The following is a 25,683-nucleotide window of genomic DNA, read 5'->3' as shown; positions in this document are numbered from 1 at the left end:
TATTAGTGTTACCGATGTAGCAGAGCAAGGTGTAAGTGCTTCACAATCCTCATTAACCGTGGGTGAAGCAGGCACTAATACTTACACACTGGTACTTAATGATGCACCAACTGCCGATGTGGTTATTACCCCAACGAGTAATAATACTAATGCTGCGACGGTTAGCTCAGCACTCACCTTTACCATGGCTAACTGGGCAACGCCTCAGACTGTGACAGTTACAGGTGTAAATGACGCTAACACTACCAATGAATCAGTTACTATTAGTCACAGTGCCGCCAACAGCCTTGATGCTGGCTACAAGGCTGTTAGTATTGCTAGTGTAGCTGTTACTCTAGCAGATGATGATACTGCAGGTATTACTGCTAGTGCTATTAGTGGCAACACCACAGAAGGTTTAGCCACAGTAACCTTCACCCTAGTACTTAACACTCAGCCAACTGCAGATGGCGGTAGTGACACCACTGTCACCGTTGCGCTTAGCAGTAGTGACACCACAGAAGGTACAGTATCACCTAGTAGTGTGACCTTTACTAGTGCTAACTGGAACAGCACGCAAACGATTACTATCACGGGTGTGGATGATTATGTGGATGATGGTGATATTGCTTACACAATCGTAACCGCTGCAGCCACATCAAGTGATTCTGATTACTCAGGCTATAATGCTGCTGATGTGAGTGTGACTAATACTGATAATGACACTGCAGGCGCTACTCAGTCCGCAACATCAGCCACCATTGGTGAAGCCAGCACAGGCACTTACACCGTATTGCTTGATACCGAGCCAACAGCTAATGTAGTGGTTACACTTACCAGTAACGACACCACAGCTGCCACAGTCACCAGCTCACTTACCTTTACTTCAAGTAATTGGCATACCCCACAAACCGTTACCATTACAGGTGTGAACGATGCAGATTCAGTTCCTGAAACCGTAACCATTAGCCATGCATTATCTGGCGGTGGTTACAACGCTGTAACAATGACTAACTTTACCGCAACGATGACGGATGATGATGTGTTCACCTCAGGCAAGCTCTTTAAAGGCAAGGTTTACCTCACCGTTACCTCACCTACAGGACGTATGTGGCTCGATAGAAACCTTGGTGCCACTCAAGTGGCAACCTCTTCTACGGATAGTGCTGCTTATGGTCACTTGTACCAATGGGGACGAAATGATGATGGACATGAATCACGCACCTCATTTACGACAGCAACCTTGGCAACCACCATCACTCCGGGAACAATTCCACCATACGATGAGCTTGGTGACATTCTTACTTTTATTACTACTAGCTCTTCGCCATATGATTGGACGACTGCAGACCGTACGGGTAGCAGTAGAACCAATGCTTGGTCAAATGGTGAAGAGAATGACATTTGTCCAGCAGGATTTAGTGTGCCATTAGTATCTGAGCTTAATGCTGAAAGAGCATCTTGGGCAACCAATAACACTTCTGGCGCCTATGGTTCTACTCTCAAAATCCCAGCTGCTGGCTACCGTCATCATATAACTGGTAGTCTTAACCGTAGAGGCGACATCGTCCACATGTGGAGTCGGTCTGCTGCTGGCACGACCAGTTACCATTTGGACGTCTATGGTCACACTTCGTACACCAACAGCGATAATCGCGCCCACGGCTTTAGTGTTCGTTGCATTAAGGATTAAGCGCAGCGTGACACTTTGATTCATTTATAATTATTTTAACTGTCTATACGAGTCATCATCAAGAAAGTCTCTGATTTGATCAAGATTTTCTTGAACTAGTTTATTTGCTAATTTTTTAGATGTCACTTCTCCTTCTCCACATAAACCTTGAGTCAACCAAATTGTTTGACCATCTAAATTGATATGGGAATAATATGACTCATCGGTGAACTCTAACCACTCTTCTTTAAAACCATATACTAACTCAATTGGTTTACTTGATGAAGAAGAGAGCGAATCCTTAACCCACTTATCATCAGTTTTTTTTACTAACTAATAGTCCTATATTAGAATCAGGATTGTCTAATTTATATTTTTTGTAGTAATTTTTGTAAGTATCATAATTGGTTACATCTAATGTGGTTTTATCATTTTCATCATAATAAAGACCAAAGTGTTCCTGCCCATTTCTATAAATATCAATCAACTGGTCTAATGTCCAAGAGTAACCATTATTACATCTATTTTTAAATATAATCCCGCCACTTATTGATATAACTTTATCCAAATTTGTTATTGATGACACACCCCAATCCAACCACTTTCCATTAGACAATGTATTTGTTGATACAAGAATCAAACCTAATATAATCGTATTCTTTATTTTCATAAATTACTCCTGTTCCATCCTAGATCTACGTTCGTTTAATGTCTCCCCTTCATACATCCAATATGTTGGACCAGACACTTGTTTCCATGTGTAACCCATACGACGAACAATCTCTAACGCTATGAAAAACAACATTAAGCACAGCTCCACCGTCTACGCTGACGAGCACCATGCTTATGATGCGTTAGATAGTGTCTACAACATAAGGCGTATTAATCATTCTGAATGCTATAGCACTAGTGAAAGTTGTACTAATTTTGCAGAAGGATGGTTTTCTCGATTGAGACGATCTGAAATCGGGCAGTTCCATCATGTGGCCGGTAAGTATCTTCATGCCTATGCTAATGAGATGGCATTCCGTGAGGACTATAGACGCAAGGACAATGGCAGTGTTCTATTAACGTTAACCGATAGATGCCTTAAAACCCAAACATCAAGAGATTGGTCGGGTTATTGGCAGGGCAATAAACAACAAGGCGAGGTAATGATTGCCGCTTAAAAAATTAAAAAACGCTACCAACTTTGATCACTAGCATTTTTTCCAAAGAATCGCACCACCAGTATTATTACTTCTCCCTGATTCAATAATAAGCCCGCTAGATTCCTGCTTTTTAAGGTAATTACCAACATTTGTGTTAAGTTGCCCATTTGCCCCTTTAATATCTTGCCTATCTTTAATGTAAGCAGTAATATCACTTGATGTGAATGTTGAATTTTTATCAACCTTTAGTCTAATGTACTCGCCTGATAATTGAGATAATGCACCATGAGGTAGCATAGGGCTTTTAGTGTTCTTTTTGCGTGCTTTGTAAGTTATCATATCCCAAGAGGCTTAAGCTCGTTTTAAGTGCGGTAATTTCAGCATTCTTTTGGTTTAATGCGGAGAGTAGCACAGATACTTCACCTTGCAACTCTGAACATTTGTTGATTAGTGAGTTTGCAACTGGGGATGTGGACATAGATACCTCAAAATGATTGTTATTAATGAGGTTATTTTATGAGAATTTTGGTTAATTACTAGGTGTAACTACTACATAATACCGGTAAATTATAACAATGGAGTTGTTACATGAAGCTAAATACAATAATATTAACCCCAATATTACTGCTTAGTCAATCGGCAATATCAGTCAGCTATTCAGATATAGCGAAAATTACTTCCGTAGATAAGATCTACCGCACTCATACTATTCGTGAGCCGTATCAAGATTGTTATATTGAAGAGTTTTACCAAAATGAAGGTGATGGTAGTGGCAAAGATGCAAAGACTATTGCAGGTCCATTGTTAGGTGCATCATTTGCATATGACGACGAGTTAGCAAAGTCAAAAATGGACGCATGGTTAGTAAAGAAGTTCGCAAAACTAGATATCGTACAGAGTTGGTTGAGCATTTGAGTTATTATCGTGCTGAGTATGAATATGATGAGTGTATCTTTGCTTATACGACAAAGAGTAAGCCTTATGGCAGTACACTAAAAATTAAGATGAACGTTTCTCCTAAATAAACAAATGGCAACAGAAAAAACATTTGATCAAGTTAAAAAATTAGCTGAGCAGGGTGATGCCCAATCTCAATATGAGTTAGCACTCGCTTATGATTTAGGTTTGAACGTTGATAAAAATTTAGCCAAAGCATTTGAGTGGTATCAAAAATCTGCCGACCAAGAATATGCAAAAGCACAGTATAATTTGGGCATATTTTTTGCCTTGGCAAAATCAGTTGATAAAGACATTGAACAATCAAAACACTGGATTAGGAAGGCCAATGAAAATGGCTATTCTGGCGGTAGTATTTTTTAAATAGGAATAACCATGAAAGATATTAAATTAGAAGATAGATTGATTTTTGCACTAGATGTTCCAGAAGTAGATCAAGCCAAAGATTTGGTGAACTTGCTAGATGATAGCGTTGGTTTTTATAAAATTGGCATGGAGTTGTTGATGACCGGCCGATATTTTGAATTAATGGATTGGCTAATTGCTAAAGACAAAAAAGTTTTTGTCGATCTTAAATTTTTTGATGTACCAGAAACAGTCGGTAGAACGATTCATCGTTTAAGCGAAACAGGCGCAACCTTCGCAACCATTCATGGCAATCAAGGATTAATGGAAAAAGCAGCTGAAAATAAAGGCGATCTTAAAATTTTAGCGGTAACCGCTTTAACCAGTCTTGATCGTGGTGATTTAGATGATTTGGGCTTTAAATGTGATGTGCAAGAATTAGTTATTTCTCGTGCAAAGCGTGCATTTGAAGCGGGTTGTGATGGCGTTGTTTCTTCAGGCCTTGAAGTGCCGTTTTTACGTGAATTTGTAGATAATAAATTAATTGCAGTAACGCCAGGTATTCGCCCTGTTGCTAATGACGATGATCAAAAACGTGTGGTTGACGTGGCAACAGCATTTCAATCTGGCTCTGATTATATTGTGGTTGGCCGTCCAATTAAAAATGCAGAAGATCCATACGCGGCAGCGAGTAATATTCAAGAAATTATCAAGAGTTGTTTTTAATATAAATGTTCTTTACGGAGTATAATTCCGCATTCGTTATTAGCACTTGTTAATAACAATCTTTTAAAGTCGCGTAACTCAGTTGGTTAGAGTGCCAGCATGACATGCTGGAAGTCGTCAGTTCAAATCTGACCGTGACTACCAAAATATGCTTAATTTTTGATCGATTTTTACTCGTTTGTAAAATTTCCGAAATTTTTCAGAGTCTTTATTTATCTTTAATTTTTAGTTGAAAATGGCTATTTTTCACCCTTAAAGCCTTTTTTCTTCTGCTTTTAAGGTGAGTTTTTAACTCATTTTGATAATTTTTAATATTTTTAGGTACAATTCTGTAGATGAAGTTAATCCCTATTATTTTATTTTTTCTTAGTACTGTAATATTTGCCGATTTTAATTTGTATGATCGAGGTAAGGCTTATTACTATGGTGAGGGTGTTGAGCAGAATTATGACAAAGCATTTAGTGCATTTTCACATGCGGTTAAATCTAATAATGCTGATGCGCAAACTGCATTGGGCGTTATGTATATCAAAGGTCGTGGTGTCGAACAAGATGATCAGCAAGGTATTGCCTATCTAAAAAAATCAGTCAAATCTAATCATGCCAAGGGCCAATATATTTTGGGCAGTATGTATTATTTAGGCATTGGTGTTGATCGAAATTTAAGGTTAGCCAAACAGTGGATTGAGAAATCTGCCATTCAGGGTTATGCTGATGCCCAAAATAATTTGTCAAAAATGTATGAAATTGGTGTGGGTGTTAAGCAAAATAAAATACTGGCTAATAAGTGGCGTCTTGAAGCTGCAGAATCTGGCAATAGCGAAGCTCAATACTACTTGGCCCAAGATTATGAAAATAATCAAAATTTCACTAAAGCTTTTGATTTATATGAGGATTCGGCTGAGGGTGGCTATGTTAAGGCTAAATTAAAATTAGCCAATATGCATAGCAAGGGGCTGTTGACTAATAGTGATCCAGAGCAAATATTTGGTTATTATTTAGCGGCTTATAAAGGTGGTGAAAAATCTCTTGCATATAAGTTGGCTGATTTGTATGAAGAGGGTATTGGCACAAAGATTAATTACTCCAAGGCTCATTCATATTATAGGCAAGCGTTGGATGAAGGTAATTTAGATGCATATTTGGACATAGCCAAACATTATAAACTTGGCACAGGTGTTGAAATTAATCTAGAAAAATCTTATAGCTTCACCATTGCTGCGGCCAGAAAAGGGCATAAAGGTGCTTGGCGTGAGGTTGCCGATCTATATATACAGGGAAAAGGCGTTCAAAAGTCTATTAAAAAAGCTAAATACTGGCTTGGAAAGCTTTCAAAATCTGGCGATCTAAAAGCTGACCAACAATTAAAAGAATTATAAAAAGGGTATAAATCTGCCTGTATTTTGGCGATATTCTGAATAGTTTTTAAATCGTTTTGATAGTAATTTTTCTTCAAAATTTGATTTTAAAATCAAATTAATCAACAGTATAATCATAATTAGTTGAGCTATCCAATGAGGGTTGCTGAGCATTAATGCCAAGCAGAATAGCAATACACTTGTGTACATTGGATGCCTGATACATTGATAAACACCTTGCGTTCTTAGTTGGTGATTTTCTTTAAGTGTTGGAATGATATTTAGATTATCAAATTTCATATTAATGATGGCAATACCACCAATAATCATAGCCATTGTAAGTAGTAAAAATTCCGGCCAATTAAATTGGCTGGGCTGAATATTAAACATTAGAAAAATAATACAGCTGAATTGGATAACAACGTAAATCATCGCAAGCCTTGATTGTTATAATAATGCTATTATCTCAAAAAAATTAGACCTAAATATGCAAACAGCATACGATATTGTAATTATTGGCGCAGGGCCAGCAGGGCTTAGTTTTGCTAGTTCTATGATAGACACAAAGGTAAAGATCCTAATGATAGAAAAATCTAGCATTGAATCTTTGTCAGCACCCCAGCCTGATGGTAGGGAAATTGCACTCACACATCTATCATTGAAAATTTTAAAAAAGCTAGGTGTTTGGGATTTGGTTGAACAGGCAGAAGTTTCATTGTTAAAAGAGGCTAAAGTTTTTGACGGTGACTCGCCTTCATTATTAAACTTTAAAAGCGATAAATCTTCAATTGAAGCATTGGGCTATTTAGTGCCTAATTATCAAATTAGAAAAGCACTTTATCAGCGTGTTAGTCAGGCTGATAATATTGATATTATTGGTGATAGTGCTGTTGATGATGTTAAATATAAAGGTGAATATTCTGAAGTGGTATTTTCTGACCAGCGACTTGTGAATACCAAGCTTGTTATTGCAGCCGACAGTCGATTTTCAAATATTCGTCGCAAGGTTGGTATTCCAGCAATCATGAAAGACTTTTCAAGAGTTATGATTGTAACCAAGATGAATCATCAGAAATCTCATGAAAATACTGCGCTAGAGTGTTTTGATTACGGCCAAACTTTGGCGCTTTTACCTATGGTTGGTAATGCGTCATCAGTTGTGTTAACGGTAAAAACTGATCAATCTGAAGAAATTTTAAAAATGAACAGAGCCGATTTTAATGAGAAAATGACTAAAGATTTTAGAGGTACTTTGGGTCAAATGACTCAAGAGGGTGACAGGCATTCTTACCCATTGATCGGTGTACATGCACAAACATTTATTGCTGATCGGTTTGCGCTGATTGGCGATGCATCTGTTGGCATGCATCCAGTTACTGCACATGGGTTTAATCTAGGCCTAAGAGGGCAAAGTATATTGGCCGGCTTGGTTAAAGAGGCGCTTGATCATGGACAAGATATCGGTTCTACTGCTTTACTAAAGCTTTATGAGAAAAAACACATTAATTTAACTCGTTTAATGTTTTTTGGCACCAATGGTGTTGTTGCTTTGTTTACTAATGATGCGCCTGCTATCAAGCAAGTGAGAAGATTGGTATTGAAATTTGCTGAGCACTTTCCACCTATTAAATATTTAATTTCTAATCATTTGACTGAGGCAAAAACAAACCCTTTCAAGCCATTTGAAAAGATATTAAAAAAATTACCGTTCTAATGACAATTGATCTCAACTTATTGCGTCGAGAGTTTACCAATCAAGGTATTTCTCGAGAGCAAATGAATAAAAACCCATTTGTTCAATTTGAACAATGGATTCAACAAGCAAGTGATGCAGACTTAACTTTGCCAAATGCCATGAGTTTAGCAACTAGCAATGATAATGAAGTTAGCATTCGAACGGTATTATTAAAAACTTTTGACGAAAAAGGCTTTGTCTTTTTTACTAATTATAATTCTAAAAAATCTCAACAAATTGAGCAAAATCCAAAAGCAGGATTGCTATTTCCTTGGTTAGCCTTAGAAAGGCAAGTTAAGATATCCGGCACAGTTGAAAAAATTTCAACACTTGAGTCAATTAAATATTTTTCTTCACGACCTAAAGATTCACAATTAGGCGCTTGGGCATCAAGCCAATCAAGTTCTATTTCTTCAAGACAAGCGTTGCTAATGCAATTTGAGTCAATGAAAACTAAGTTTAAACAAGGTGAAATTCCTTTACCTGACTTCTGGGGTGGGTATCGAGTCATACCTCATAGAATTGAATTCTGGCAAGGTAGAGAGAATCGCCTGCATGATCGTTTTGTTTATCTAAAACAAGGCAAGAATTGGATTATTGAGCGTCTAGCGCCTTAATTTTTTCAATCACTGATTGAGTGTCAGGCTTGCTACCTGTCCAAAATTCAAAACTACAGGCGGCTTGCTCGACTAGCATACCAAGTCCATCAACAATCATTGCGGCATTATTTTCTTTTGCCCAATCCATGAAAGGTGTTTGCTTGCCATACATAAGATCATAGCAAATAGCACCATTAGCACAGCCATTGGCTATATTTGGCATCTTTCCATCTAGTGAGGCACTGGTAGCGTTGATAATTATATCAACTGGATCATCTTTAATTTTATCCAGGCCAAAGCCACATGTATTGCCATAATCTGAAAAATCTTGCTTTAGCTTTTCAGCCTTGCTTGCAGTACGGTTTGCAATCATAATGCGTTTCGGGTTTTCTTTAAGCAAGGGTAGTAGAACTCCTTGCGTTGCGCCACCAGCACCTAAAATTAAAATTACTTTGTCTTTAAGGGTAATTTTAAGATTTTTGATTAAATCATTAACCAGCCCAATACCATCTGTATTTTCACCAATAAGCCGGTTGCCATCAACCTTGATAGTATTAACAGCGCTAGCAGTTTTTGCATTAAGTGTTAGTTCAGTTGCAAAATTATAGGCATCTAACTTAAAAGGCACGGTAATATTAAAGCCATTAGCGCCCTCATTGATAAACTGATTGACCGTATTGGAAAACGCATCAATTGGCGCTAATATTTTACTGTAATTAACGGTTAAGCCAGTTTGTTGTGCAAATTGAGCATGAATATCAGGCGATAAACTATGCTTAATTGGATTGCCAAAGACTGCTAATTTGTACATGGGTTAATCTTCTAGTTTTATTTCTTTAGGCTTAGGCTTAGGATTCTGATTAGTTTTTTCTGCAGCTTGCTGATTTCCACTCTGTTGTGGCTTATCAGCGACATTGCCATCAACTTGAGTGTCATTCATCTTATTACCATCGGCTTGTTTTTTAGGCTGATTTTGCTGCCGCTTAGGTTTGTTATTTTGTGACTTATCAGCTTGTTTTTTAGGCTGATTTTGCTGCTGCTTAGGTTTGTTATTTTGTGACTTGTTTTGCTGTTGATTTGAGTTGTTTGATTTATTTTTATTACGGTTTTTATTACGGTTTTTATTGCGATTCTTGTTATTAGAGTTGGCTTTATGTTTACTCACTTTCTTTTTCTTGGAAAATAAAGCTGCCTTAATTCTTGCAAATAATGATGGCTTAGGCTTAACCACTTCTGGTACTCGAGTTTGTGGACGATTCATATTAATGGCTGGAATTTCAGATTCATCTGTTAATCCATTTTCAGCTAATGTATGTTGAGGCTTAGAGATGCCTTGATAACTTTTATGTTGTGATTTTTTATCGCCTTTTTGCTTATTAATGGTGAAGTTGGGGAACTGCATATAAGGATTAGGCAGGAGCGTTATCTTAATTCCATGCTTAAGCTCTAATCTTGTCACATCCTGACGTTTTTCATTAAGAATATAGGTGATAACCTCAACACTTGATTGAATGGTGATCTTAGAAGTTTGGTTAGTGGCATTGCAGCCATCTTCAAGTTGTCTTAGAATGTTTAAAGCCAATGTTGGAACTGTCGGTGTTGTGCCTCTTCCTTGACAAGCTGAACAGGGCTTTTCAACTGATTCTGTGACAGAGCTCATTAGGCGCTGTCTTGACATTTCTAGTAAGCCAAATTTAGAGATACTGCCAATTTGAATACGAGCACGATCTGATTGAGTGGCCGTTTCCATGGCTTTTTCAATTGCTTGTCGGTGTTCTTCACTGGCCATATCGATAAAATCAATAACAACCAATCCACCAATATCACGAAGTTGCAATTGTAAAGCAATTTCTTTTGCAGCTTCCAAGTTGGTGTTGTAGGCGGTTTCTTCAATATCAGAGCCTTTAGTTGCACGAGCTGAGTTGATATCAACTGCCGTTAAAGCTTCTGTTGGATCAAATACAACTGTCGCGCCAGTGCGTAGTGTTACTTCACGATTAAAGACGCTTTGCACTTGGTTTTCTACACCCATGTGATTGAATAGTGAATGTTCAGACACGTCAAAGAATTTAATACGATCTAGGTATTGTGGCAATACAAAGCTCACAAATTCTTTAGCATTTTGAAAAGCCTCTAATTCATCAATGATAACGCTATCAGTATCAGAGCGTAGATAGTCGCGTAGTGTACGAATAATAATATCACTTTCTTGGTAAATTAAGAAAGGTGCTGGACGCTTCTCTGCTGCAGTATTGATAGATGTCCACAGGTCAGATAAGTAATCCACTTCCCATTGGAGCTCTTCCAAACTTTTGCCACTACCAGCAGTACGAATAATTAAGCCTGAATTTTTTGGCATAACAATCTTGCCAATAATCTCTTTTAAAGATTGCCTATCAGTAGAAGTGATTTGACGTGAAATACCATGACTCTTCGGGTTGTTTGGCGTCAAAATCATGTAGGCACCAGCTAGGTTTATGTTGGTGCTTAATGCAGCACCTTTGTTGCCGCGTTCTTCTTTTTCAATCTGAATAATGATTTCCTGACCTTCTTTCAAAACATCAGAGATAGTTAGCTTTGATCCTTTTGGTACGGCGCCATTGTATAGAGATTCAGCAACTTCTTTAAAAGGCAGGAAGCCTTGTTTTTCTTTGCCATAATCGACAAATGCTGCTTCTAATGATTGTTCAACGCGTGAAATTTTGCCGCGATAAATATTACCTTTAGTCTTTTTGTTAAGACTGGTCTCAATATTAAGTCCGGTCAGTTTTTTGTTTTTGACAATACCAACTCTGATTTCTTCTTTGTGAGCTGCATTGATTAAGATATGATTCATGGTTAAGTCCTTGTGGTGACGGACTTATGTGTACACATAGATAATCAGCACCCAAATGCTGATTTGATATTAAAGTGTGATTTGTATTCATCATAAATGATAAAAAACCTTTCTCTATAAGGATTAAAATCCTTTTCAGATCTTATTACTCTGTCGCAAAAAGACCATGAATTATTCTATTATGTGGCAACAATAAGCCCAAAATATTAATTAACTTCCGTGGTTTTTTTCTTAGCACAGAAGTGTGTATAAATTCTTTTATTAGCTGATAAAAATAAATATCATGCCTCTTTATTATAACACAAATACGAAGTGATTGTGTTTGAAATTTTTAATCATTGTTGATTTTATTGATTTTATTGATTTAAGCTTCTACCACCATCGACAGCAATAATTTGTCCAGTGACATAATTTGACTGAGCTAAAAATAAAACAGTATTAGCGATATCACTAGCCGAACCTTGCTTATTTAAGGCAATCTTATTTAGCATTGATTGCTTTTGATCTTGGTTGAGTTCTGCTTCATTTTCAGGCCATAAAATAGAGCCAGGTGATACACCATTTACACGAATATTCGGAGCAAGCTCCTTAGCTAAGGTTTTTGTCATCATTGCAATGGCTGCTTTAGAGATATTATAAATTGAATGGTTACGTAGAGGTCTGTCGCCATGAATATCCACAATATTGACAATACAGCCTTGCGTTGTGGAGAGTTTATTGCTAAGTGTTGTGGATAAAAATAGCGGCCCCATTAGATTGGTATTCATGATTTTTTGATAATCAGTATTGTTAATGTTGTCAATAGGCGTTGGATAAAAAACTGACGCATTGTTGACTAAAACATCTAGTTGATTGATAGATTGGCACAGTTGATTGATATCTTCGATATTTGATAGTTCTGCTTGGATAATTATGGCGGAGCTATTTCTAGTGAGATTAAACTCATCTGCTAGAGCTTGAGCAGCAGTTTTTGATGCGTTGTAATGAATGATAAGGTTAAAACCGGCCTGATGCAGTGTGCGACAAATTTGTTGACCAATGCGATGCGCACCGCCTGTGACTAATGCTGTTTTCATATAAAATATCGATGTAATGAATCTTGACGAAATAATCAAAAACTCTATTATACAAAATCAAACGCCAATAGGGTTTGATGAATTTATGCAATCGGCCTTATATTATCCAAAATTGGGCTATTATCGTTCTGGTTCTGAAAAATTTGGTGAAAAGGGCGATTTTATTACTGCACCTGAAACTTCAGATTTGTTTGGCTTTTGTTTGGCTAGACAGTGCGCTCAAGTATTAAAAAAAACAGATGATATTTTAGAGTTTGGTGCGGGTAGTGGTATTCTTGCTGCTCAGATTTTATTTGAACTAGGTCGTCTAGATTGCTTGCCGAAGCATTATTATATTTTAGAATTAAGCGCTGAGCTGCAACATAGGCAAAAACAAACAATTGCCAAAGCGTTGCCAGAGTTGTTAAATCGTGTTGTTTGGCTAAATAAGCTTCCAACAGGATTTAACGGTGTCGTTATTGCTAATGAAGTTTTGGATGCAATGCCTGCTAAGCGTATTATTCAAAAAAATAATAAATTTTATGAGCTGGGTGTTGGTGTTGAGAAAAACACGCTCACTTGGCAAGTTAAAAAAGAAGTACTTCAAGAGGGTGTTGTTAAGTTGCCACCATTGATGAGTGATGGATATACAACAGAAATTAACAAACAAGCCTTGGCTTGGGTTGATTCACTGTATGGCGCATTAGAGAATGCTCTGATTTTGCTGGTTGATTATGGTATGCATAGAGGGGAGTATTTTCACCCACAGCGTGTCGATGGCACGTTGCGTTGCTATTATCAGCATAAAGCAAGTGACGATCCTTTTATTAATATTGGCGAGCAAGATATCACGACATCGATAAATTTCTCAGATATTTCTGATCAAGCCAAATTGTCAGGTTTTAAGGTATCTGGTTACGCCACCCAAGCCTTGTTTTTAATCTCCTTGGGAGTTGACGAATACTTGTTGAATGAAGCTGATGAAAATAAACGCATTAGTCTGGCACAACAGATTAAGCAATTGGTATTACCAAGCGCCATGGGTGAGAGTTTTAAGGTGCTGGCTTTGAGTAAAAATAGACATGTAAAATTAATTGGATTTAAGGAGCAAGACTTAAGTCATAAGTTGTAAACTTGTCATTATGGATTTCATTCAAACAATCGTATTAGCGCTAGTTCAGGGACTAAGTGAATTTTTACCAATATCCTCATCTGCACATTTAATTTTAGTGCCAAAATTTACAGACTGGCCAGACCAAGGTTTGGTTTTTGATGTGGTTGTGCATTTGGGCACTTTAAGTGCAATTGTATTCTATTATCGAGCTATTCTTAAAACGCTGATTAACGATTTTTTCTATTCAATAGTTAAGATTCAAACTATTGGTCAATCAAGATTAGCTTGGGGTGTTTTACTCGGCACCATTCCAGTTGGGCTGGCTGGACTATTACTTAAGGATTTTGTTGAGGTTAATTTGCGCTCAACTGAGGTTATTGCGTACGCAACGTTAGCCTTTGGGTTGCTACTGGGATTCTCTAGTTGGGTTAATGCTGGAAATAAACATACAAGAGATATTCTGAACTGGACAGATGTAGGTTTTATAGGGTTGATGCAAGCATCAGCACTTATTCCAGGCACATCAAGATCTGGTATCACTATTACTGCAGGATTGCTAATTGGACTGAGTAGAAAGATGTCAATCCAGTTTGCTTTTTTACTCTCAATTCCAGTCATCACACTATCAGCATTGTTAATGATGTTGGATTTGTACCAACAGCCGCAATTGGTTGATTGGTCAATGTTGATACTGGGATTTGTATTGGCAGCAGTTAGTTCTTATTTGACCGTGGTCTTTTTTATTAAATTATTAGATACGATTGGATTAATGCCATTCGTGGTTTATAGAATTATTCTAGGAGTATTGTTATTAGTGCTATAGCCCCACAACCCATTTATAGAAAAGATTATCAGCCGAGTACTTACCTTATTCATACAACGGAATTGAGTTTTGATTTACGTGAAGATCAAACAATTGTCAGTTCAAAAATTCATTTTTATAAAAATCCAAAATCTCAAGCTGAAGACGGCAGTCTTTTTTTAAACGGTATTGATCTTGAGCTGATATCAATTGTATTAGATGGTGAAAAGCCTAATTATGAGCTAACTGATCAAGGGTTACAATTGCACAACTTGAAAGATGAGTTTGTTTTAGAAATTGTGAATCGTATTCACCCTCAAACAAATACTAGCTTAAATGGCCTGTACAAATCAAGTGGTAATTTTTGTACGCAGTGTGAGGCGCATGGGTTTAGGCAAATTACCTATTACTTGGATAGGCCAGATGTGCTTAGTGTCTTTACCACGCACATAACAGCTGACAAGAGTAAATATCCAGTATTACTCAGTAATGGTAATTTAATTGACGATTCATCCGCAACGGTTATTTGGCACGATCCAACATCTAAGCCATGTTATCTGTTTGCTTTAGTTGCGGGTGATTTTTCCGTTTTAGAAGATGAATACACAACACTTTCTGGCAGGAAGGTGGCGCTTAAAATTTATGTTGAGCACCATAATATTAACAAAACTCAATTTGCCATGACTTCGCTCAAGCGATCTTTTTCCTGGGATGAATCACGTTTTAATCTTGAATATGATTTAGATATTTACATGATCGTTGCGGTTGATGATTTCAATATGGGCGCAATGGAAAACAAAGGGCTGAATATTTTTAACTCAACTTATGTATTGGCTAATCCTAAAACAGCAACAGATAAAGATTTTATCAATGTTGAGGCGGTAATCGGACATGAGTATTTTCATAACTGGACGGGTAATAGGGTTACTTGCAAAGATTGGTTTCAGTTAAGTTTAAAAGAAGGGTTGACAGTTTTTAGAGATCAAGAATTTACATCTGATTTGCACGCTAGATCTATTAAGCGTATTGAAGATGTAAATGCTTTACGCACTTTTCAATTTGCAGAAGATGCAGGGCCTATGGCGCATCCTGTTCGTCCAGAAAGCTACATAGAAATGAACAATTTTTATACGCTAACGATTTATGAAAAAGGTGCGGAAGTTATTCGCATGATTCATAGCTTCTTGGGTGAAGAGGGTTTTCAGAAGGGTATGAAGTTATACTTTGAGCGTCATGATGGCGAAGCGGTTACCATTGATGATTTTGTTGCTAGTATGAGCGATGCAAACGATTTTAATTTCAAGCCATTTATGACTTGGTATACGCAATCAGGTACGCCAAAAATTAACATCCAATCAACATACGACGAGAAAAATAAATGTTTGAATGTCGAAATTAAGCAACTTGGCGAACACACTTATTTGCTACCCCTTAATTACGCCTTGCTAAATATTCAAGGAGATATTTTTAATGAAGGTATGCTGAGCATTAATCAGCAGTATCAAATGGTCACATTTGAGAACATAGAGGCTGAGCCTGTCGTTTCTTGGCTGAGAGATTTTTCTGCACCAGTTGAATTAAGCACTGATTTAAGTTTTGAGCAAAAGATATTTTTAGTCAGCCATGAAAAAGATGCTTTTTCAGTTTGGGACAATGCGCAACAAATATGGTTGTCATTAATTTTAACGCCTGAAAAAGTTAATCAATCCATGTTTTTTGATGCGATTGAAAAAGTCATTAACACCACTAAAGATAAATCCTTAATTAGTGAAATTTTAACCCTGCCTTCTGAGCGACTTTTGCATCAGAAGGTTGACATTATTGATGTATTTGATATTCATCAAAAACGTGAAGAGCTGATTAAAAGTGTCTTGGATAGATTTGAATCTTTATTGCTAAAGACTTATCAATCACTAGTTGGCGATAAAAACTATGAATTAATGCCTGAAGCTGTTGGCGAGCGATCTTTAAAAAATATCTGCTTGTATTATTTGAATAAAGGTCAATATTTACAATTAGCTAATAATCAATTTGAAACTGCAAATTGCATGACTGATCAAATTACAGCATTTAGTGCATTGGTTGGTAGTGATAATCAATATAGTGAAAAAGCCAAATTAGATTTTTACAAAACTTTTAAAGATGACGCGCAAGTAATGGATAAATTTTTTGCGACTCAATCATCTTCATTGGTTAGTAATGTAGATAGTATCAAAGCATTAATGCAACATGAGTTATTTTCCTTTAATAATCCAAATAGATTGAGAAGTGTAATAGGCAGTTTTGCGCAAAATTATGTCAATTTTCACAATCGAGCAGGCTATGAATTTTTTACCGATATCATTCTAAAGTTAAACAAATCCAATCCTCAAATAGGCGCTAGGTTAGTATCGGTTTATAATCATTGGAAGCGATTTACCCCAGAATTAAAAAAACTTCAGCAGCAGCAACTTGAAAAAATTATTAAAACCGATGAATTATCTAACGATATTTTTGAAATTGTTCAAGCGGCTTTAAAATAATGTCATTACTTCGGCAGCTAACTGAAATTTTATTACAGCGCCAACTCACCATTGCTGTGGCAGAATCTTGCACGGGTGGCGGACTATCATCATTGCTCACCAGCCAAAGCGGCTCTTCGGCTTATTTTGATCGAGGCTTTGTCAGCTACAGCAATCAATCAAAAATAGATATGCTTGGTGTAACTGAACATTGCTTAAATGAATTTGGTGCTGTTAGTGAGCAAGTGGCCCGGCAAATGGCTGACGGTGTTATTGCCCAGGCTAAAGTGGATATTTCAGCTTCTATTACTGGTATTGCAGGGCCTTCAGGTGGTAGTAAAGAAAAGCCAGTAGGCATGGTGTGTTTTGGATTTCGCATTTTAGGAAAGCGTCTTACCAGTACGCAACAATTTTCAGGCGATCGTCAGCAAGTAATTAACGCCAGTATTGAATTTGTATTAATCACATTAGCCAATGAACTCAGACGTTAAATTTTCAGTTGCACCAATGATGGATTGGACCGATAGACACTGTCGATATTTTTATCGATTAATGTCTAAAGAGGCTCAATTGTGGACGGAGATGGTTACTGCTAAAGCTATCATCCATGGGGATAAAAATAGACTACTTGATTTTGACGCACAAGAGCATCCATTGGTTTTGCAATTGGGTGGTAGTGATCCCATTGAGATGGCAATCGCTGCCAAAGTGGGCGAAGATTGGGGTTATGATGAAATCAACATAAACGTAGGCTGCCCTTCAGATAGAGTGCAATCAGGTAGTTTTGGCGCTTGTTTGATGCAAACACCAGATACAGTAGCTCAGTGCATTGAATCAATGGGTAAAGCTGTTGATATTCCCCTTAGTGTTAAATCTCGTATTGGCGTAGATGATATGGGGAGTTATGAAGAGCTGACTAATTTTATTGAAATTGTTAGTAAGGCAGGTTGTCAAAATTTTGTTGTTCATGCAAGAAAAGCCTGGCTTAAGGGTTTGAGTCCTAAAGAAAATAGAACAGTGCCACCGCTTAACTATGATTGGGTGTATCAGCTTAAACGAGATTTTCCAGAATTTACTATTGGTATTAATGGTGGCATTATGTCATTGGCAGAGGTGAGTGATCATTTGAATTTTGTGGATAACACTATGTTGGGTCGAGCGGCTTATCATCAGCCTTATCTATTGGCTAGTGTCGATCAACAGATTTATCAACAAGACCGAGCTATTATTTCTAGAGAGCAAGTGTTGCTGGAATTTATCGAATACATGAAAGTTCAACAGGCTAACTCAGTGCCAGTAAGATCTATGACTAGACATATTCTTGGCTTGTACCATGCACAGCCAAACGCTAAGAAATTTAAGCGCTTGTTAAGTGGCAAGGTGGTAGAAATAGCAAACCTATATGAATGGTTAGAGTCAAGGGTTGAAAATGGATAATCGTGAATTTTTTGCCAGTATCGATATTGGCTCTAGCAAAATTATTATGCTAATCGCCGAGATTGAAAATGATAGAATTCATGTTTTTGCACATGCAAGTACCCCGTCTTTAGGGGTGAAAAATGGTGTTATTACCAATCTTGATTTGGCTATTAAATCAGTTAAAAAAGTTATTGAAAAAATTAAAAAAAGCTGTGCAGAGCAAGTTAAGTATATCAATGTCAATATTACTGATTTGCACTTGAATAGTGTCAATCAGAACAGGCAGATTAGTTTTAACGGAAAGTCAAAAATTATTACTAAAGAGGATGTTTTGAATGCCATTCAAAATGCTTCTGCTGGTTCGGTTGCGGCCAATAAAAAAAGACTAGACCCAATCATCAGTAATTTTACGATTGATGATCAAGTTATGGATCAACCTATAGGACTAGAGGCTGAAGTATTAGGTGCTAGTGTTCATTTGGTTGCCGTTTCTAATCAGGCATTAAATGGCATTGAAAACTGCCTAGAAGGTTGTGAGCTCGGCCCTGATAAAATTGTATTAGATTCTATTGCTAGTAGCATGGTGTGTATTTCTCAAGATGAAAAAGATGAGGGTGTGTGCTTATTGGATATAGGTGCAGCAGTTAGTAATATTTCTATTTTTACAAAAGGTGGAGTAACTTATAGCCATGTGTTTAAATTTGGTGGTAATATAATTACTGAAAATATTGCACAAGCCTATAACACCTCATTTGCAGAAGCTGAGCGACTTAAGTTGGCTTATGGCATATTGCAACCTACAGCCGCTTTAAAGGATTGTTTGATTGAGTTTGAGCAGCTTGATTCAAATAACAAGTATTATTTATCTCTATATGACTTGATAGTAATAATTGAAAATTCGTATAAGGATGTATGTAGCATCATCAAGAAAAGCTTAAAAGCTGAAAAATTAGATCGAGCTTTGAAAGCTGGTTTAGTCGTTATTGGCGGCGCTAGTAAAATAGAAAATTGTGAAAAACTCCTGTTAAAAGAATTTAGAATAAGAACTAAAGTGGCAAAAATTAATCGAGAATTGATTAGTGGTAACGAAGACTTGTTAACAGATATTGGTTATTTTTCAGCCTTTGGCTTGTTGACCTATCATGCATCTGAGCCTTATTTGCAAGAAATAGAACAAGTGCAAAAGAGCGGCTTATTCGGTAAAATGAAAGGATTATTAGAGTTATAAAAAATGATTAAACAAAGAACCATTAAAAAAACAGTCAAAGCAAGAGGTGTCGGTATTCATAGTGGCAGTATGGTCAATATGACACTAATTCCAGCTGAAATTGATCATGGCGTAGTGTTTAGACGCATGGATGCAGGTGGTAAGCTGGTGCGTGCACATAATGCCTTTGTGAATGAAGTGGTGTTATCTACTGGCTTGGAAAATAAAGGCGTTAAGGTTTCGACAGTCGAGCATTTAATGAGCGCGTTTTCTGCATTGGGTATTGACAATGTTTTGGTGGAATTAGATTCTTTTGAGGTGCCAATTATGGATGGATCGTCAGCGCCTTTTATTTTTTTGGTACAGTCTGCCGGCATTGAAGAGCAAGATGCACATAAGAAGTTTTTTGTTATTAATGAAACCATTCGCGTGGAGAATGGTGATTCATGGGCTCAAGTGTCTAAATTTGAAGGCTTTAAAGTTTCTTTAGAAATTGATTTTGACCACAAAAAAGTAAAAGAAAGTGGACAGCAATTAACCATTGATTTTTCAAAGCAATCCTATCTAAAAGAAATCTCACGAGCTAGAACCTTTGGCTATATGAAAGATGTGGAGATGATGCAAAGGCAGAATTTAGCACTCGGTGCTAGTATGGATAACGCCATTGCACTAAGTGATGACGATGTCTTGAATGAGGATGGTATGCGCTATCAAAATGAATTTGTTAAGCATAAAATTTTGGATATTGTGGGTGACTTATATCTACTTGGATCAAATTTAATCGGACACTATGAGGGCTTTAAAACTGGTCATTTACTTAACGATCAATTATTATCAGCTATTTTGGAGCGATCAGATACTTGGTCAATTGAAACTTTTGAAGAGGAAAATTCACCGATTCGATTTTATTCTGAAGATTGGCAAAATTCCCTATAATACTAAGTATATTTGACTATTTCATTTGGTATAATCAACAAGTTTTTTATACCCAGTTGAAATAATGAAGTTAAATGGTGCTCAAATATTAATTGATTGCTTGAAAAATGAAGGTGTGAAGCACATCTTTGGTTATCCAGGTGGTGCAGTTTTACACATCTATGATGCATTAGATGCTTGTACAGCAATTGACCATATCTTGGTTCGTCATGAGCAGGGTGCAGTGCATGCTGCAGATGGTTATGCACGTACAAGTGGTAAGTGTGGTGTGGCATTAGTAACTTCGGGACCAGGTTTAACCAATGCGGTAACAGGTATTGCAACAGCATTTACAGACTCAATTCCAATGGTGATAATTTCTGGACAGGTTTCTTCTGCAGTTATTGGTAATGATGCCTTTCAAGAGGTGGATGCAGTCGGTATTACTCGTTCATGTGTCAAGCATAATTTTTTGGTTAAAAGTGCTGATGATGTTGCGCAGACGGTTAAAAAAGCGTTTTATATTGCAACTACAGGGCGCCCAGGCCCTGTATTGATCGATATTACTAAAGATGCAACCATTGCTAAAATTGAATACGAAGGTTATCCAGAAACAATTTCAATGCGTTCATATCAGCCTGAAATTCAGGTTGATGAAGAGCAAGTTGCAAAAGCAATTGCAATTATTGAAACAGCAAAGAAACCAATTATTTATTCAGGTGGTGGTAGTGTTATTGGCAATGCCAGTAAAGCGTTAATAACACTGACCCAAAATACTGGGTTTCCAATTACGCAAACATTAATGGGATTAGGCGCATATCCTGCAACGGATAAGCAGTCATTAGGCATGTTGGGTATGCATGGTACTTACGAGTCGAATATGGCCATGCATGATTCAGATTGTATTATTGCTGTGGGTGCAAGATTTGATGACCGCATTACTGGCAACTTAGAAAAATTTTGCCCTTACGCAAAAATCATTCATATTGATATTGATCCTTCCTCTGTTGGTAAAGTGGTCGGTGTTGATGTGTCTATTATCGGGCAAGTTAATGATGTTTTGCAGGTGTTGATTAAAGGTCTGGAAACTAAAAAACTACCAAATATTGACACTTGGTGGAAACAAATTAACGACTGGCGTTTAGTGGACTCCATGGCATACAAAACCAAACAAGGTGTGATTAAGCCACAAACTGTTATTGAAACATTGTATGAGGTGACTGGCGGTAACGCAATTGTTACTAGTGATGTGGGCCAACACCAAATGTGGGCAGCGCAATATTACCCATTTGATAAGCCACGCCGTTGGATAAACTCTGGCGGGTTAGGAACGATGGGATTTGGTCTGCCAGCTGCTATGGGTGCAAAAATTGCAAAACCAGAATTAGATGTAGCCTGCGTAACCGGTGATGGCAGTATTCAAATGATGTTACAAGAGCTTTCAACTATGTTGCAGTACGACACTCCAGTCAAAATTATTAATTTGAATAATGGTTATTTGGGCATGGTGCGCCAATGGCAAGAGTTTTTTTATGACAAGCGTTACTCAATGTCGTATATGGATGCACTGCCAGATTTTGTTAAATTGGCAGAAAGTTATGGGCATATAGGCATTAAAGTTGAAAAGGAAGCGGATTTAAAGCCTGCATTAATTGAGGCATTCAAGCAAAAAAATAGAACGGTGTTTTTGGATATTTTGATCGACCCTAGTGAAAATGTATTTCCAATGATTCCAGCAGGGGCAGGGCATCACGAGATGTTATTAGCAGGTCGTGATGATATGGCATCCACCAATGATGAGGGGCTAAATCTAGTTTAGGAGTAAGCATTATGAGACATATTATTTCATTACAATTAGAAAACGAATCTGGTGCATTGTCAAGAGTAGCGGGCTTATTTTCAGCACGAGGGTTTAATATTGAATCCTTGACTGTAGCCCCTACGAATGATGAAACCTTGTCACGCATGACGATTGTAAGTATTGGCGATGATGATATTGTTGAGCAAATTGTTAAGCAGCTTAATAAGTTGATTGATGTTGTTAAGGTAACTGACTTAACAGCAACAGAACACATTGAGCGTGAATTATCGCTCATTAAAATAGCTATTAATAATGAAAGTCAATCTAGAATAGAGACTCAATTTGATCAATTTGACGCAAAAATTATTGATGTATCAGAGGAAGTTTATACCGTTGAGTTAGCGGGAAAGAGTCAAAAAATTAATGATTTTATCAATGCGTTCAATACGGATGAAATCTTAGAAGTTTCAAGAACAGGCGTGACCGGCGTTTGTCAGAAATAAAGAAAAGTTAAATATATAGGCGCTAGATGCGTTTAAACCAAAGGAAAAAGAAATGAATAGATATTACGATAAAGATGCGGATTTAAACATTATTAAATCAATGAAAGTTGCTATTGTAGGTTATGGCTCACAAGGTCACGCACATGCAAATAATTTAAAAGATTCAGGTGTTGAGGTTATTGTGGCATTAAGAGATGGTTCTGCATCAGCTGTTAAAGCAAACGCTTCAGGCTTAACAGTTAAGTCAGTTGAAGATGCTACTGCTTGGGCTGATTTAATTATGATTCTTGCACCAGATGAGTTTCAAGGCCAAATTTATACAGATAACATCGAACCAAATCTTAAAAAAGGCGCAACAGTAGCCTTTGCTCATGGTTTTAACATTCTTTATGGTTTAATTAAACCAAGTGCTGATCTAGATATTATTATGGTTGCACCTAAAGCACCAGGACATACTGTTCGTTCAGAGTTTGTTAAGGGTGGCGGTATTCCAGATTTAATCGCAATATCACAAGATGCTTCTGGCAATGCTAAGGCAATTGCTTTATCTTATGCATCAGCAATTGGTGGTGGTCGTACAGGTATTTTAGAAACGACGTTTAAAGACGAGACAGAAACTGATTTATTTGGTGAGCAGGTTGTATTGTGTGGTGGTACAACAGCACTAGTACAAGCAGGTTTTGAAACATTGGTTGAAGCGGGTTACGAGCCAGAAATGGCTTACTTCGAGTGTTTGCATGAATTAAAGCTAATTGTTGATTTGATGTATGAAGGTGGTATTGCTAATATGCGTTACTCAATTTCAAACACAGCAGAATATGGCGATGTAACACGTGGTCCGCGTATTGTTACTAGCGAAACAAAAGCTGAAATGAAGAAAATCTTAACTGAAATTCAAGATGGCACTTTTGCTAAGGAATTTGTTGCAAATGTAGGTGAGCTTCCAGCCCGTCGTGAAGTTCAGCGTGAACATCAAATTGAACAGGTTGGCGAGTCACTTCGTTCGATGATGCCATGGATTAATAAGAATAAAATTGTTGATCAAACCAAGAACTAGACACTCTTAATTAAACGCCCAACTTAGTTGGGCGTTTTCATTTCCAAAGCGTTATAAGTTATAATCAAAACATGAATACTAAGAAATTAAAAAAAGGTGTATATCTACTACCCAATATACTAACAACCTTTGGTTTGTTTGCTGGCTTCTTTGCAATTATATTGGCCACTAAAGGTCAATATTCAGAGGCAGCTATTGCAATCTTTGTTGCTATGTTGTTTGATGGTCTGGATGGCAGGGTTGCGCGTTTAACCAACACTCAGAGTGAATTTGGCGAACAATATGATTCGATGGCAGATATGGTGTCATTCGGTGTTGCACCAGCTTTATTAATGTATTTTTGGCAATTTCAAGAATTGGGGAAGATTGGCTGGATAGCAGCTTTTGTCTATGTTGCTGCTGGCGCTCTGCGTTTGGCTAGATTTAACACTCAAATTGGCGTGGAAGATAAGCGTTATTTCCAGGGTTTGCCATCACCAGCTGCAGCAGCACTTATTGCGGGCTTAGTATGGGCTACAGAAATGATTGACCCGAGTATTTATGATACGCAGTATTTGGTGATTGGTGCTTGGATAATTCTGGTTTCTGCCGGCGTTTTAATGGTGAGTAATATTCGTTATTATAGTTTTAAAGATATTAACCTTAAGGGAAGGTCTTCATTTAAGTTGTTGTTAATTGCAACGCTTATCTTGGTTGTAATTTCATTATGGCCAAGTGCTATATTATTTATCTTATTTTTTACTTATACAATTTCAGGTCTTGTATTAACAATCCTTGAGTTACGTAAAAAACGTGCGTTGAAAAAAAATAGGTAAGCAGTTTATATTTAAGTTATAATTCAATTATGATAAATCAAATTAGAATTTTTTTCTATAAGCAAAGCACTCTCCTGACTGTGTTACGATTATTACCGTAAGGTAATCTATCATCTCGACTGGCTGAAAAGCTAGCATATCTTAAAAATACAGTACAAAAATACAAAATTACAGGAGACAAAAATGTCTGATAAACTAATTATTTTCGATACCACGCTAAGGGATGGTGAACAATCACCTGGTGCGTCAATGACCAAAGATGAAAAAATACGCATTGCCAAAGTGTTGGAAAAAATGCGTGTTGATGTGATTGAAGCGGGTTTTGCAATTGCCTCAGTAGGTGATTTTGAAGCCGTTCAAGCCGTTGCTAATACTATTAAAGACTCTACTATTTGCTCACTTGCACGTGCACTAGATAAGGATATTGACCGCGCAGGTGAAGCCCTAAAAGGGGCAAATTCATCACGCATTCACACCTTTATTGCCACCAGTGATATTCACATGAAGATGAAATTGAATATGACCCCTAATCAAGTGGTAGAACAAGCTGTACGTGCGGTAAAACGTGCTAGAAATTGGACTGATAATGTGGAATTTTCACCGGAAGATGCAGGCAGGTCTGATGAGGACTTCTTGTGCAGGGTGATTGAAAAAGCCATTGATGCAGGTGCCACCACAATTAATATCCCTGATACCGTGGGCTACAATATGCCACATCAGTTTGGCAAAACTATTAAAAACCTAAGGGAACGTATTCCAAATTCCGACAAAGCAATTTTTTCAGCACATTGCCATAATGACCTCGGTTTGGCAGTAGCAAATTCGCTTTCAGCAGTATTAAACGGTGCGCGTCAAGTGGAATGCACGATTAACGGCTTGGGAGAACGTGCTGGTAACAGCTCACTTGAAGAAATAGTGATGGCAGTGCGTACGCGTCAAGATGTTTTTGAATGTGACACCAATATTGACGCCACGCAAATTCTATCTGCTTCACGCCTAGTATCAAGTGTAACCGGCTTTATTGTGCAACCGAATAAAGCCATTGTTGGTGCCAATGCCTTTGCACACGAGGCAGGTATTCACCAAGATGGTGTTTTGAAGCATCGCGAGACTTACGAAATCATGCGTGCTGAAGA

General features: G+C 37.3%; 25 protein-coding genes, 1 tRNA gene and 1 pseudogene. 21 read left to right on the top strand and 6 right to left on the bottom strand.

The genetic code is table 11. The annotated features are described in order from the left end of the window. A pseudogene (locus tag BTHERMOSOX_RS03820) lies at positions 1-1,672 on the top strand (FISUMP domain-containing protein); the annotation flags it as partial. 295 nt (positions 1,673-1,967) lie between these two features. On the opposite strand, the gene BTHERMOSOX_RS03815 reads toward BTHERMOSOX_RS03820, so the two are convergent. Then, on the bottom strand, positions 1,968-2,321 hold the full coding sequence (locus BTHERMOSOX_RS03815; protein ID WP_138119594.1) for a hypothetical protein: 354 nt from the start codon (positions 2,319-2,321) through the stop codon (positions 1,968-1,970). A 97-nt stretch (positions 2,322-2,418) separates the two neighbouring features. On the opposite strand from BTHERMOSOX_RS03815, the gene BTHERMOSOX_RS03810 reads away from it, so the two are divergent. Next, complete coding sequence (locus BTHERMOSOX_RS03810; RefSeq protein WP_428992036.1) at positions 2,419-2,820, top strand: transposase; 402 nt, start codon at positions 2,419-2,421, stop codon at positions 2,818-2,820. 30 nt (positions 2,821-2,850) lie between these two features. On the opposite strand, the gene BTHERMOSOX_RS03805 is transcribed toward BTHERMOSOX_RS03810, so the two are convergent. Further along, entirely contained in the window at positions 2,851-3,141 is a 291-nt protein-coding gene (locus BTHERMOSOX_RS03805; protein ID WP_138119590.1) for a hypothetical protein, read from the bottom strand. A 249-nt stretch (positions 3,142-3,390) separates the two neighbouring features. Here BTHERMOSOX_RS03805 and BTHERMOSOX_RS03800 point away from each other — a divergent pair, with 249 nt between their 5' ends. The 5 genes from BTHERMOSOX_RS03800 (at position 3,391) to BTHERMOSOX_RS03780 (ending at position 6,209) form a co-directional block, all read left to right on the top strand. Then, positions 3,391-3,717, top strand: a complete 327-nt coding sequence (locus BTHERMOSOX_RS03800) for a hypothetical protein (RefSeq protein ID WP_138119588.1) — start codon at positions 3,391-3,393, stop codon at positions 3,715-3,717. Between the two features lie 114 nt (positions 3,718-3,831). After that, entirely contained in the window at positions 3,832-4,122 is a 291-nt protein-coding gene (locus tag BTHERMOSOX_RS03795) for a tetratricopeptide repeat protein (RefSeq protein WP_138119586.1), read from the top strand. A gap of 12 nt (positions 4,123-4,134) precedes the next feature. Next, positions 4,135-4,830, top strand: a complete 696-nt coding sequence (pyrF, locus tag BTHERMOSOX_RS03790) for an orotidine-5'-phosphate decarboxylase (protein ID WP_138119584.1) — start codon at positions 4,135-4,137, stop codon at positions 4,828-4,830. 67 nt (positions 4,831-4,897) lie between these two features. Next, positions 4,898-4,974: transfer RNA gene (locus BTHERMOSOX_RS03785), tRNA-Val, on the top strand. 191 nt (positions 4,975-5,165) lie between these two features. Then, the gene (locus tag BTHERMOSOX_RS03780) at positions 5,166-6,209 is read left to right on the top strand and encodes a tetratricopeptide repeat protein (RefSeq protein ID WP_138119582.1); all 1,044 of its coding nucleotides are present in this window, start codon (positions 5,166-5,168) and stop codon (positions 6,207-6,209) included. Here the strand turns inward: BTHERMOSOX_RS03780 and BTHERMOSOX_RS03775 are convergent. Beyond that, positions 6,204-6,578, bottom strand: coding sequence for a methyltransferase family protein (locus BTHERMOSOX_RS03775; protein ID WP_171004636.1), 375 nt, complete (start codon positions 6,576-6,578; stop codon positions 6,204-6,206). The two genes, BTHERMOSOX_RS03780 and BTHERMOSOX_RS03775, sit on opposite strands and share 6 nt — an antisense overlap. Positions 6,579-6,675: 97 nt before the next feature. Here BTHERMOSOX_RS03775 and ubiM point away from each other — a divergent pair, with 97 nt between their 5' ends. Together ubiM and pdxH are read left to right on the top strand one after the other, a co-directional pair. Further along, complete coding sequence (ubiM, locus tag BTHERMOSOX_RS03770) at positions 6,676-7,902, top strand: 5-demethoxyubiquinol-8 5-hydroxylase UbiM (protein WP_138119578.1); 1,227 nt, start codon at positions 6,676-6,678, stop codon at positions 7,900-7,902. Between the two features lie 5 nt (positions 7,903-7,907). Then, positions 7,908-8,540, top strand: a complete 633-nt coding sequence (gene pdxH / locus BTHERMOSOX_RS03765) for a pyridoxamine 5'-phosphate oxidase (RefSeq protein WP_138119596.1) — start codon at positions 7,908-7,910, stop codon at positions 8,538-8,540. Here the strand turns inward: pdxH and aroE are convergent. The 3 genes from aroE to BTHERMOSOX_RS03750 form a co-directional block, all read right to left on the bottom strand. Next, positions 8,518-9,333 (bottom strand): shikimate dehydrogenase, encoded by an 816-nt coding sequence (aroE, locus tag BTHERMOSOX_RS03760; protein WP_138119576.1) that lies wholly within the window; start codon positions 9,331-9,333, stop codon positions 8,518-8,520. The genes pdxH and aroE overlap by 23 nt on opposite strands. Before the next feature lie 3 nt (positions 9,334-9,336). Further along, positions 9,337-11,358: an Rne/Rng family ribonuclease gene (locus BTHERMOSOX_RS03755; protein ID WP_249360595.1), complete on the bottom strand. Its 2,022-nt coding sequence runs from the start codon at positions 11,356-11,358 to the stop codon at positions 9,337-9,339. 356 nt (positions 11,359-11,714) lie between these two features. Next, positions 11,715-12,434 (bottom strand): pteridine reductase, encoded by a 720-nt coding sequence (locus BTHERMOSOX_RS03750; protein WP_138119574.1) that lies wholly within the window; start codon positions 12,432-12,434, stop codon positions 11,715-11,717. A 16-nt stretch (positions 12,435-12,450) separates the two neighbouring features. Here BTHERMOSOX_RS03750 and BTHERMOSOX_RS03745 point away from each other — a divergent pair, with 16 nt between their 5' ends. The 12 genes from BTHERMOSOX_RS03745 to BTHERMOSOX_RS03690 all read left to right on the top strand — a co-directional run. Then, positions 12,451-13,545 (top strand): class I SAM-dependent methyltransferase, encoded by a 1,095-nt coding sequence (locus tag BTHERMOSOX_RS03745; protein WP_138119572.1) that lies wholly within the window; start codon positions 12,451-12,453, stop codon positions 13,543-13,545. 10 nt (positions 13,546-13,555) lie between these two features. Further along, positions 13,556-14,350, top strand: a complete 795-nt coding sequence (locus BTHERMOSOX_RS03740) for an undecaprenyl-diphosphate phosphatase (RefSeq protein ID WP_138119568.1) — start codon at positions 13,556-13,558, stop codon at positions 14,348-14,350. Beyond that, the gene (gene pepN, locus BTHERMOSOX_RS03735; RefSeq protein WP_346654938.1) at positions 14,332-16,851 is read left to right on the top strand and encodes an aminopeptidase N; all 2,520 of its coding nucleotides are present in this window, start codon (positions 14,332-14,334) and stop codon (positions 16,849-16,851) included. Before BTHERMOSOX_RS03740 ends, pepN begins: the two co-directional genes overlap by 19 nt. Beyond that, positions 16,851-17,321, top strand: coding sequence for a CinA family protein (locus tag BTHERMOSOX_RS03730; RefSeq protein ID WP_138119564.1), 471 nt, complete (start codon positions 16,851-16,853; stop codon positions 17,319-17,321). The genes pepN and BTHERMOSOX_RS03730 overlap by 1 nt, the downstream gene beginning before the upstream one ends. Beyond that, a complete protein-coding gene (gene dusA / locus BTHERMOSOX_RS03725; protein WP_138119562.1) occupies positions 17,305-18,267 on the top strand; it encodes a tRNA dihydrouridine(20/20a) synthase DusA in 963 nt (320 codons plus the stop codon). The genes BTHERMOSOX_RS03730 and dusA overlap by 17 nt, the downstream gene beginning before the upstream one ends. After that, positions 18,260-19,477 carry a cell division protein FtsA gene (ftsA, locus tag BTHERMOSOX_RS03720; RefSeq protein ID WP_138119560.1) on the top strand — a complete coding sequence of 406 codons (1,218 nt, stop codon included), beginning with the start codon at positions 18,260-18,262 and terminating at the stop codon, positions 19,475-19,477. Before dusA ends, ftsA begins: the two co-directional genes overlap by 8 nt. Positions 19,478-19,480: 3 nt before the next feature. Beyond that, positions 19,481-20,392 carry a UDP-3-O-acyl-N-acetylglucosamine deacetylase gene (gene lpxC, locus BTHERMOSOX_RS03715; protein WP_138119558.1) on the top strand — a complete coding sequence of 304 codons (912 nt, stop codon included), beginning with the start codon at positions 19,481-19,483 and terminating at the stop codon, positions 20,390-20,392. 64 nt (positions 20,393-20,456) lie between these two features. Further along, positions 20,457-22,190 carry a biosynthetic-type acetolactate synthase large subunit gene (ilvB, locus tag BTHERMOSOX_RS03710; RefSeq protein ID WP_138119556.1) on the top strand — a complete coding sequence of 578 codons (1,734 nt, stop codon included), beginning with the start codon at positions 20,457-20,459 and terminating at the stop codon, positions 22,188-22,190. Positions 22,191-22,201: 11 nt separating this feature from the next. Beyond that, positions 22,202-22,675, top strand: a complete 474-nt coding sequence (ilvN, locus tag BTHERMOSOX_RS03705; protein ID WP_138119554.1) for an acetolactate synthase small subunit — start codon at positions 22,202-22,204, stop codon at positions 22,673-22,675. A gap of 52 nt (positions 22,676-22,727) precedes the next feature. Then, positions 22,728-23,732: a ketol-acid reductoisomerase gene (ilvC, locus tag BTHERMOSOX_RS03700; protein ID WP_138119552.1), complete on the top strand. Its 1,005-nt coding sequence runs from the start codon at positions 22,728-22,730 to the stop codon at positions 23,730-23,732. A 71-nt stretch (positions 23,733-23,803) separates the two neighbouring features. Next, a complete protein-coding gene (gene pssA, locus BTHERMOSOX_RS03695; protein WP_138119550.1) occupies positions 23,804-24,547 on the top strand; it encodes a CDP-diacylglycerol--serine O-phosphatidyltransferase in 744 nt (247 codons plus the stop codon). A 183-nt stretch (positions 24,548-24,730) separates the two neighbouring features. Then, positions 24,731-25,683, top strand: a 953-nt coding sequence (locus BTHERMOSOX_RS03690; RefSeq protein WP_138119548.1) for a 2-isopropylmalate synthase, incomplete at its 3' end; no start/stop codon positions are given.

Origin of the sequence: Bathymodiolus heckerae thiotrophic gill symbiont (genome assembly GCF_900128515.1) — a bacterium.
Lineage (GTDB): Bacteria > Pseudomonadota > Gammaproteobacteria > PS1 > Pseudothioglobaceae > Thioglobus_A.
The sequence above is the reverse complement of the archived record's forward strand: the minus strand, read 5'-3'. Positions and strand labels throughout refer to the sequence as shown.

What these genes read in the sequence shown, in the direction of transcription:
- BTHERMOSOX_RS03815 (WP_138119594.1), bottom strand. Translation starts at nt 2,321, where the DNA reads ATGAAAATAAAGAATACGATTATATTAGGTTTGATTCTTGTATCAACA.
- BTHERMOSOX_RS03805 (WP_138119590.1), bottom strand. Translation starts at nt 3,141, where the DNA reads ATGATAACTTACAAAGCACGCAAAAAGAACACTAAAAGCCCTATGCTA.
- BTHERMOSOX_RS03800 (WP_138119588.1), top strand. Translation starts at nt 3,391, where the DNA reads ATGAAGCTAAATACAATAATATTAACCCCAATATTACTGCTTAGTCAA.
- BTHERMOSOX_RS03795 (WP_138119586.1), top strand. Translation starts at nt 3,832, where the DNA reads ATGGCAACAGAAAAAACATTTGATCAAGTTAAAAAATTAGCTGAGCAG.
- pyrF (WP_138119584.1), top strand. Translation starts at nt 4,135, where the DNA reads ATGAAAGATATTAAATTAGAAGATAGATTGATTTTTGCACTAGATGTT.
- BTHERMOSOX_RS03780 (WP_138119582.1), top strand. Translation starts at nt 5,166, where the DNA reads ATGAAGTTAATCCCTATTATTTTATTTTTTCTTAGTACTGTAATATTT.
- BTHERMOSOX_RS03775 (WP_171004636.1), bottom strand. Translation starts at nt 6,578, where the DNA reads ATGTTTAATATTCAGCCCAGCCAATTTAATTGGCCGGAATTTTTACTA.
- ubiM (WP_138119578.1), top strand. Translation starts at nt 6,676, where the DNA reads ATGCAAACAGCATACGATATTGTAATTATTGGCGCAGGGCCAGCAGGG.
- aroE (WP_138119576.1), bottom strand. Translation starts at nt 9,333, where the DNA reads ATGTACAAATTAGCAGTCTTTGGCAATCCAATTAAGCATAGTTTATCG.
- BTHERMOSOX_RS03755 (WP_249360595.1), bottom strand. Translation starts at nt 11,358, where the DNA reads ATGAATCATATCTTAATCAATGCAGCTCACAAAGAAGAAATCAGAGTT.
- BTHERMOSOX_RS03750 (WP_138119574.1), bottom strand. Translation starts at nt 12,434, where the DNA reads ATGAAAACAGCATTAGTCACAGGCGGTGCGCATCGCATTGGTCAACAA.
- BTHERMOSOX_RS03745 (WP_138119572.1), top strand. Translation starts at nt 12,451, where the DNA reads ATGAATCTTGACGAAATAATCAAAAACTCTATTATACAAAATCAAACG.
- BTHERMOSOX_RS03740 (WP_138119568.1), top strand. Translation starts at nt 13,556, where the DNA reads ATGGATTTCATTCAAACAATCGTATTAGCGCTAGTTCAGGGACTAAGT.
- BTHERMOSOX_RS03730 (WP_138119564.1), top strand. Translation starts at nt 16,851, where the DNA reads ATGTCATTACTTCGGCAGCTAACTGAAATTTTATTACAGCGCCAACTC.
- dusA (WP_138119562.1), top strand. Translation starts at nt 17,305, where the DNA reads ATGAACTCAGACGTTAAATTTTCAGTTGCACCAATGATGGATTGGACC.
- ftsA (WP_138119560.1), top strand. Translation starts at nt 18,260, where the DNA reads ATGGATAATCGTGAATTTTTTGCCAGTATCGATATTGGCTCTAGCAAA.
- lpxC (WP_138119558.1), top strand. Translation starts at nt 19,481, where the DNA reads ATGATTAAACAAAGAACCATTAAAAAAACAGTCAAAGCAAGAGGTGTC.
- ilvB (WP_138119556.1), top strand. Translation starts at nt 20,457, where the DNA reads ATGAAGTTAAATGGTGCTCAAATATTAATTGATTGCTTGAAAAATGAA.
- ilvN (WP_138119554.1), top strand. Translation starts at nt 22,202, where the DNA reads ATGAGACATATTATTTCATTACAATTAGAAAACGAATCTGGTGCATTG.
- ilvC (WP_138119552.1), top strand. Translation starts at nt 22,728, where the DNA reads ATGAATAGATATTACGATAAAGATGCGGATTTAAACATTATTAAATCA.
- pssA (WP_138119550.1), top strand. Translation starts at nt 23,804, where the DNA reads ATGAATACTAAGAAATTAAAAAAAGGTGTATATCTACTACCCAATATA.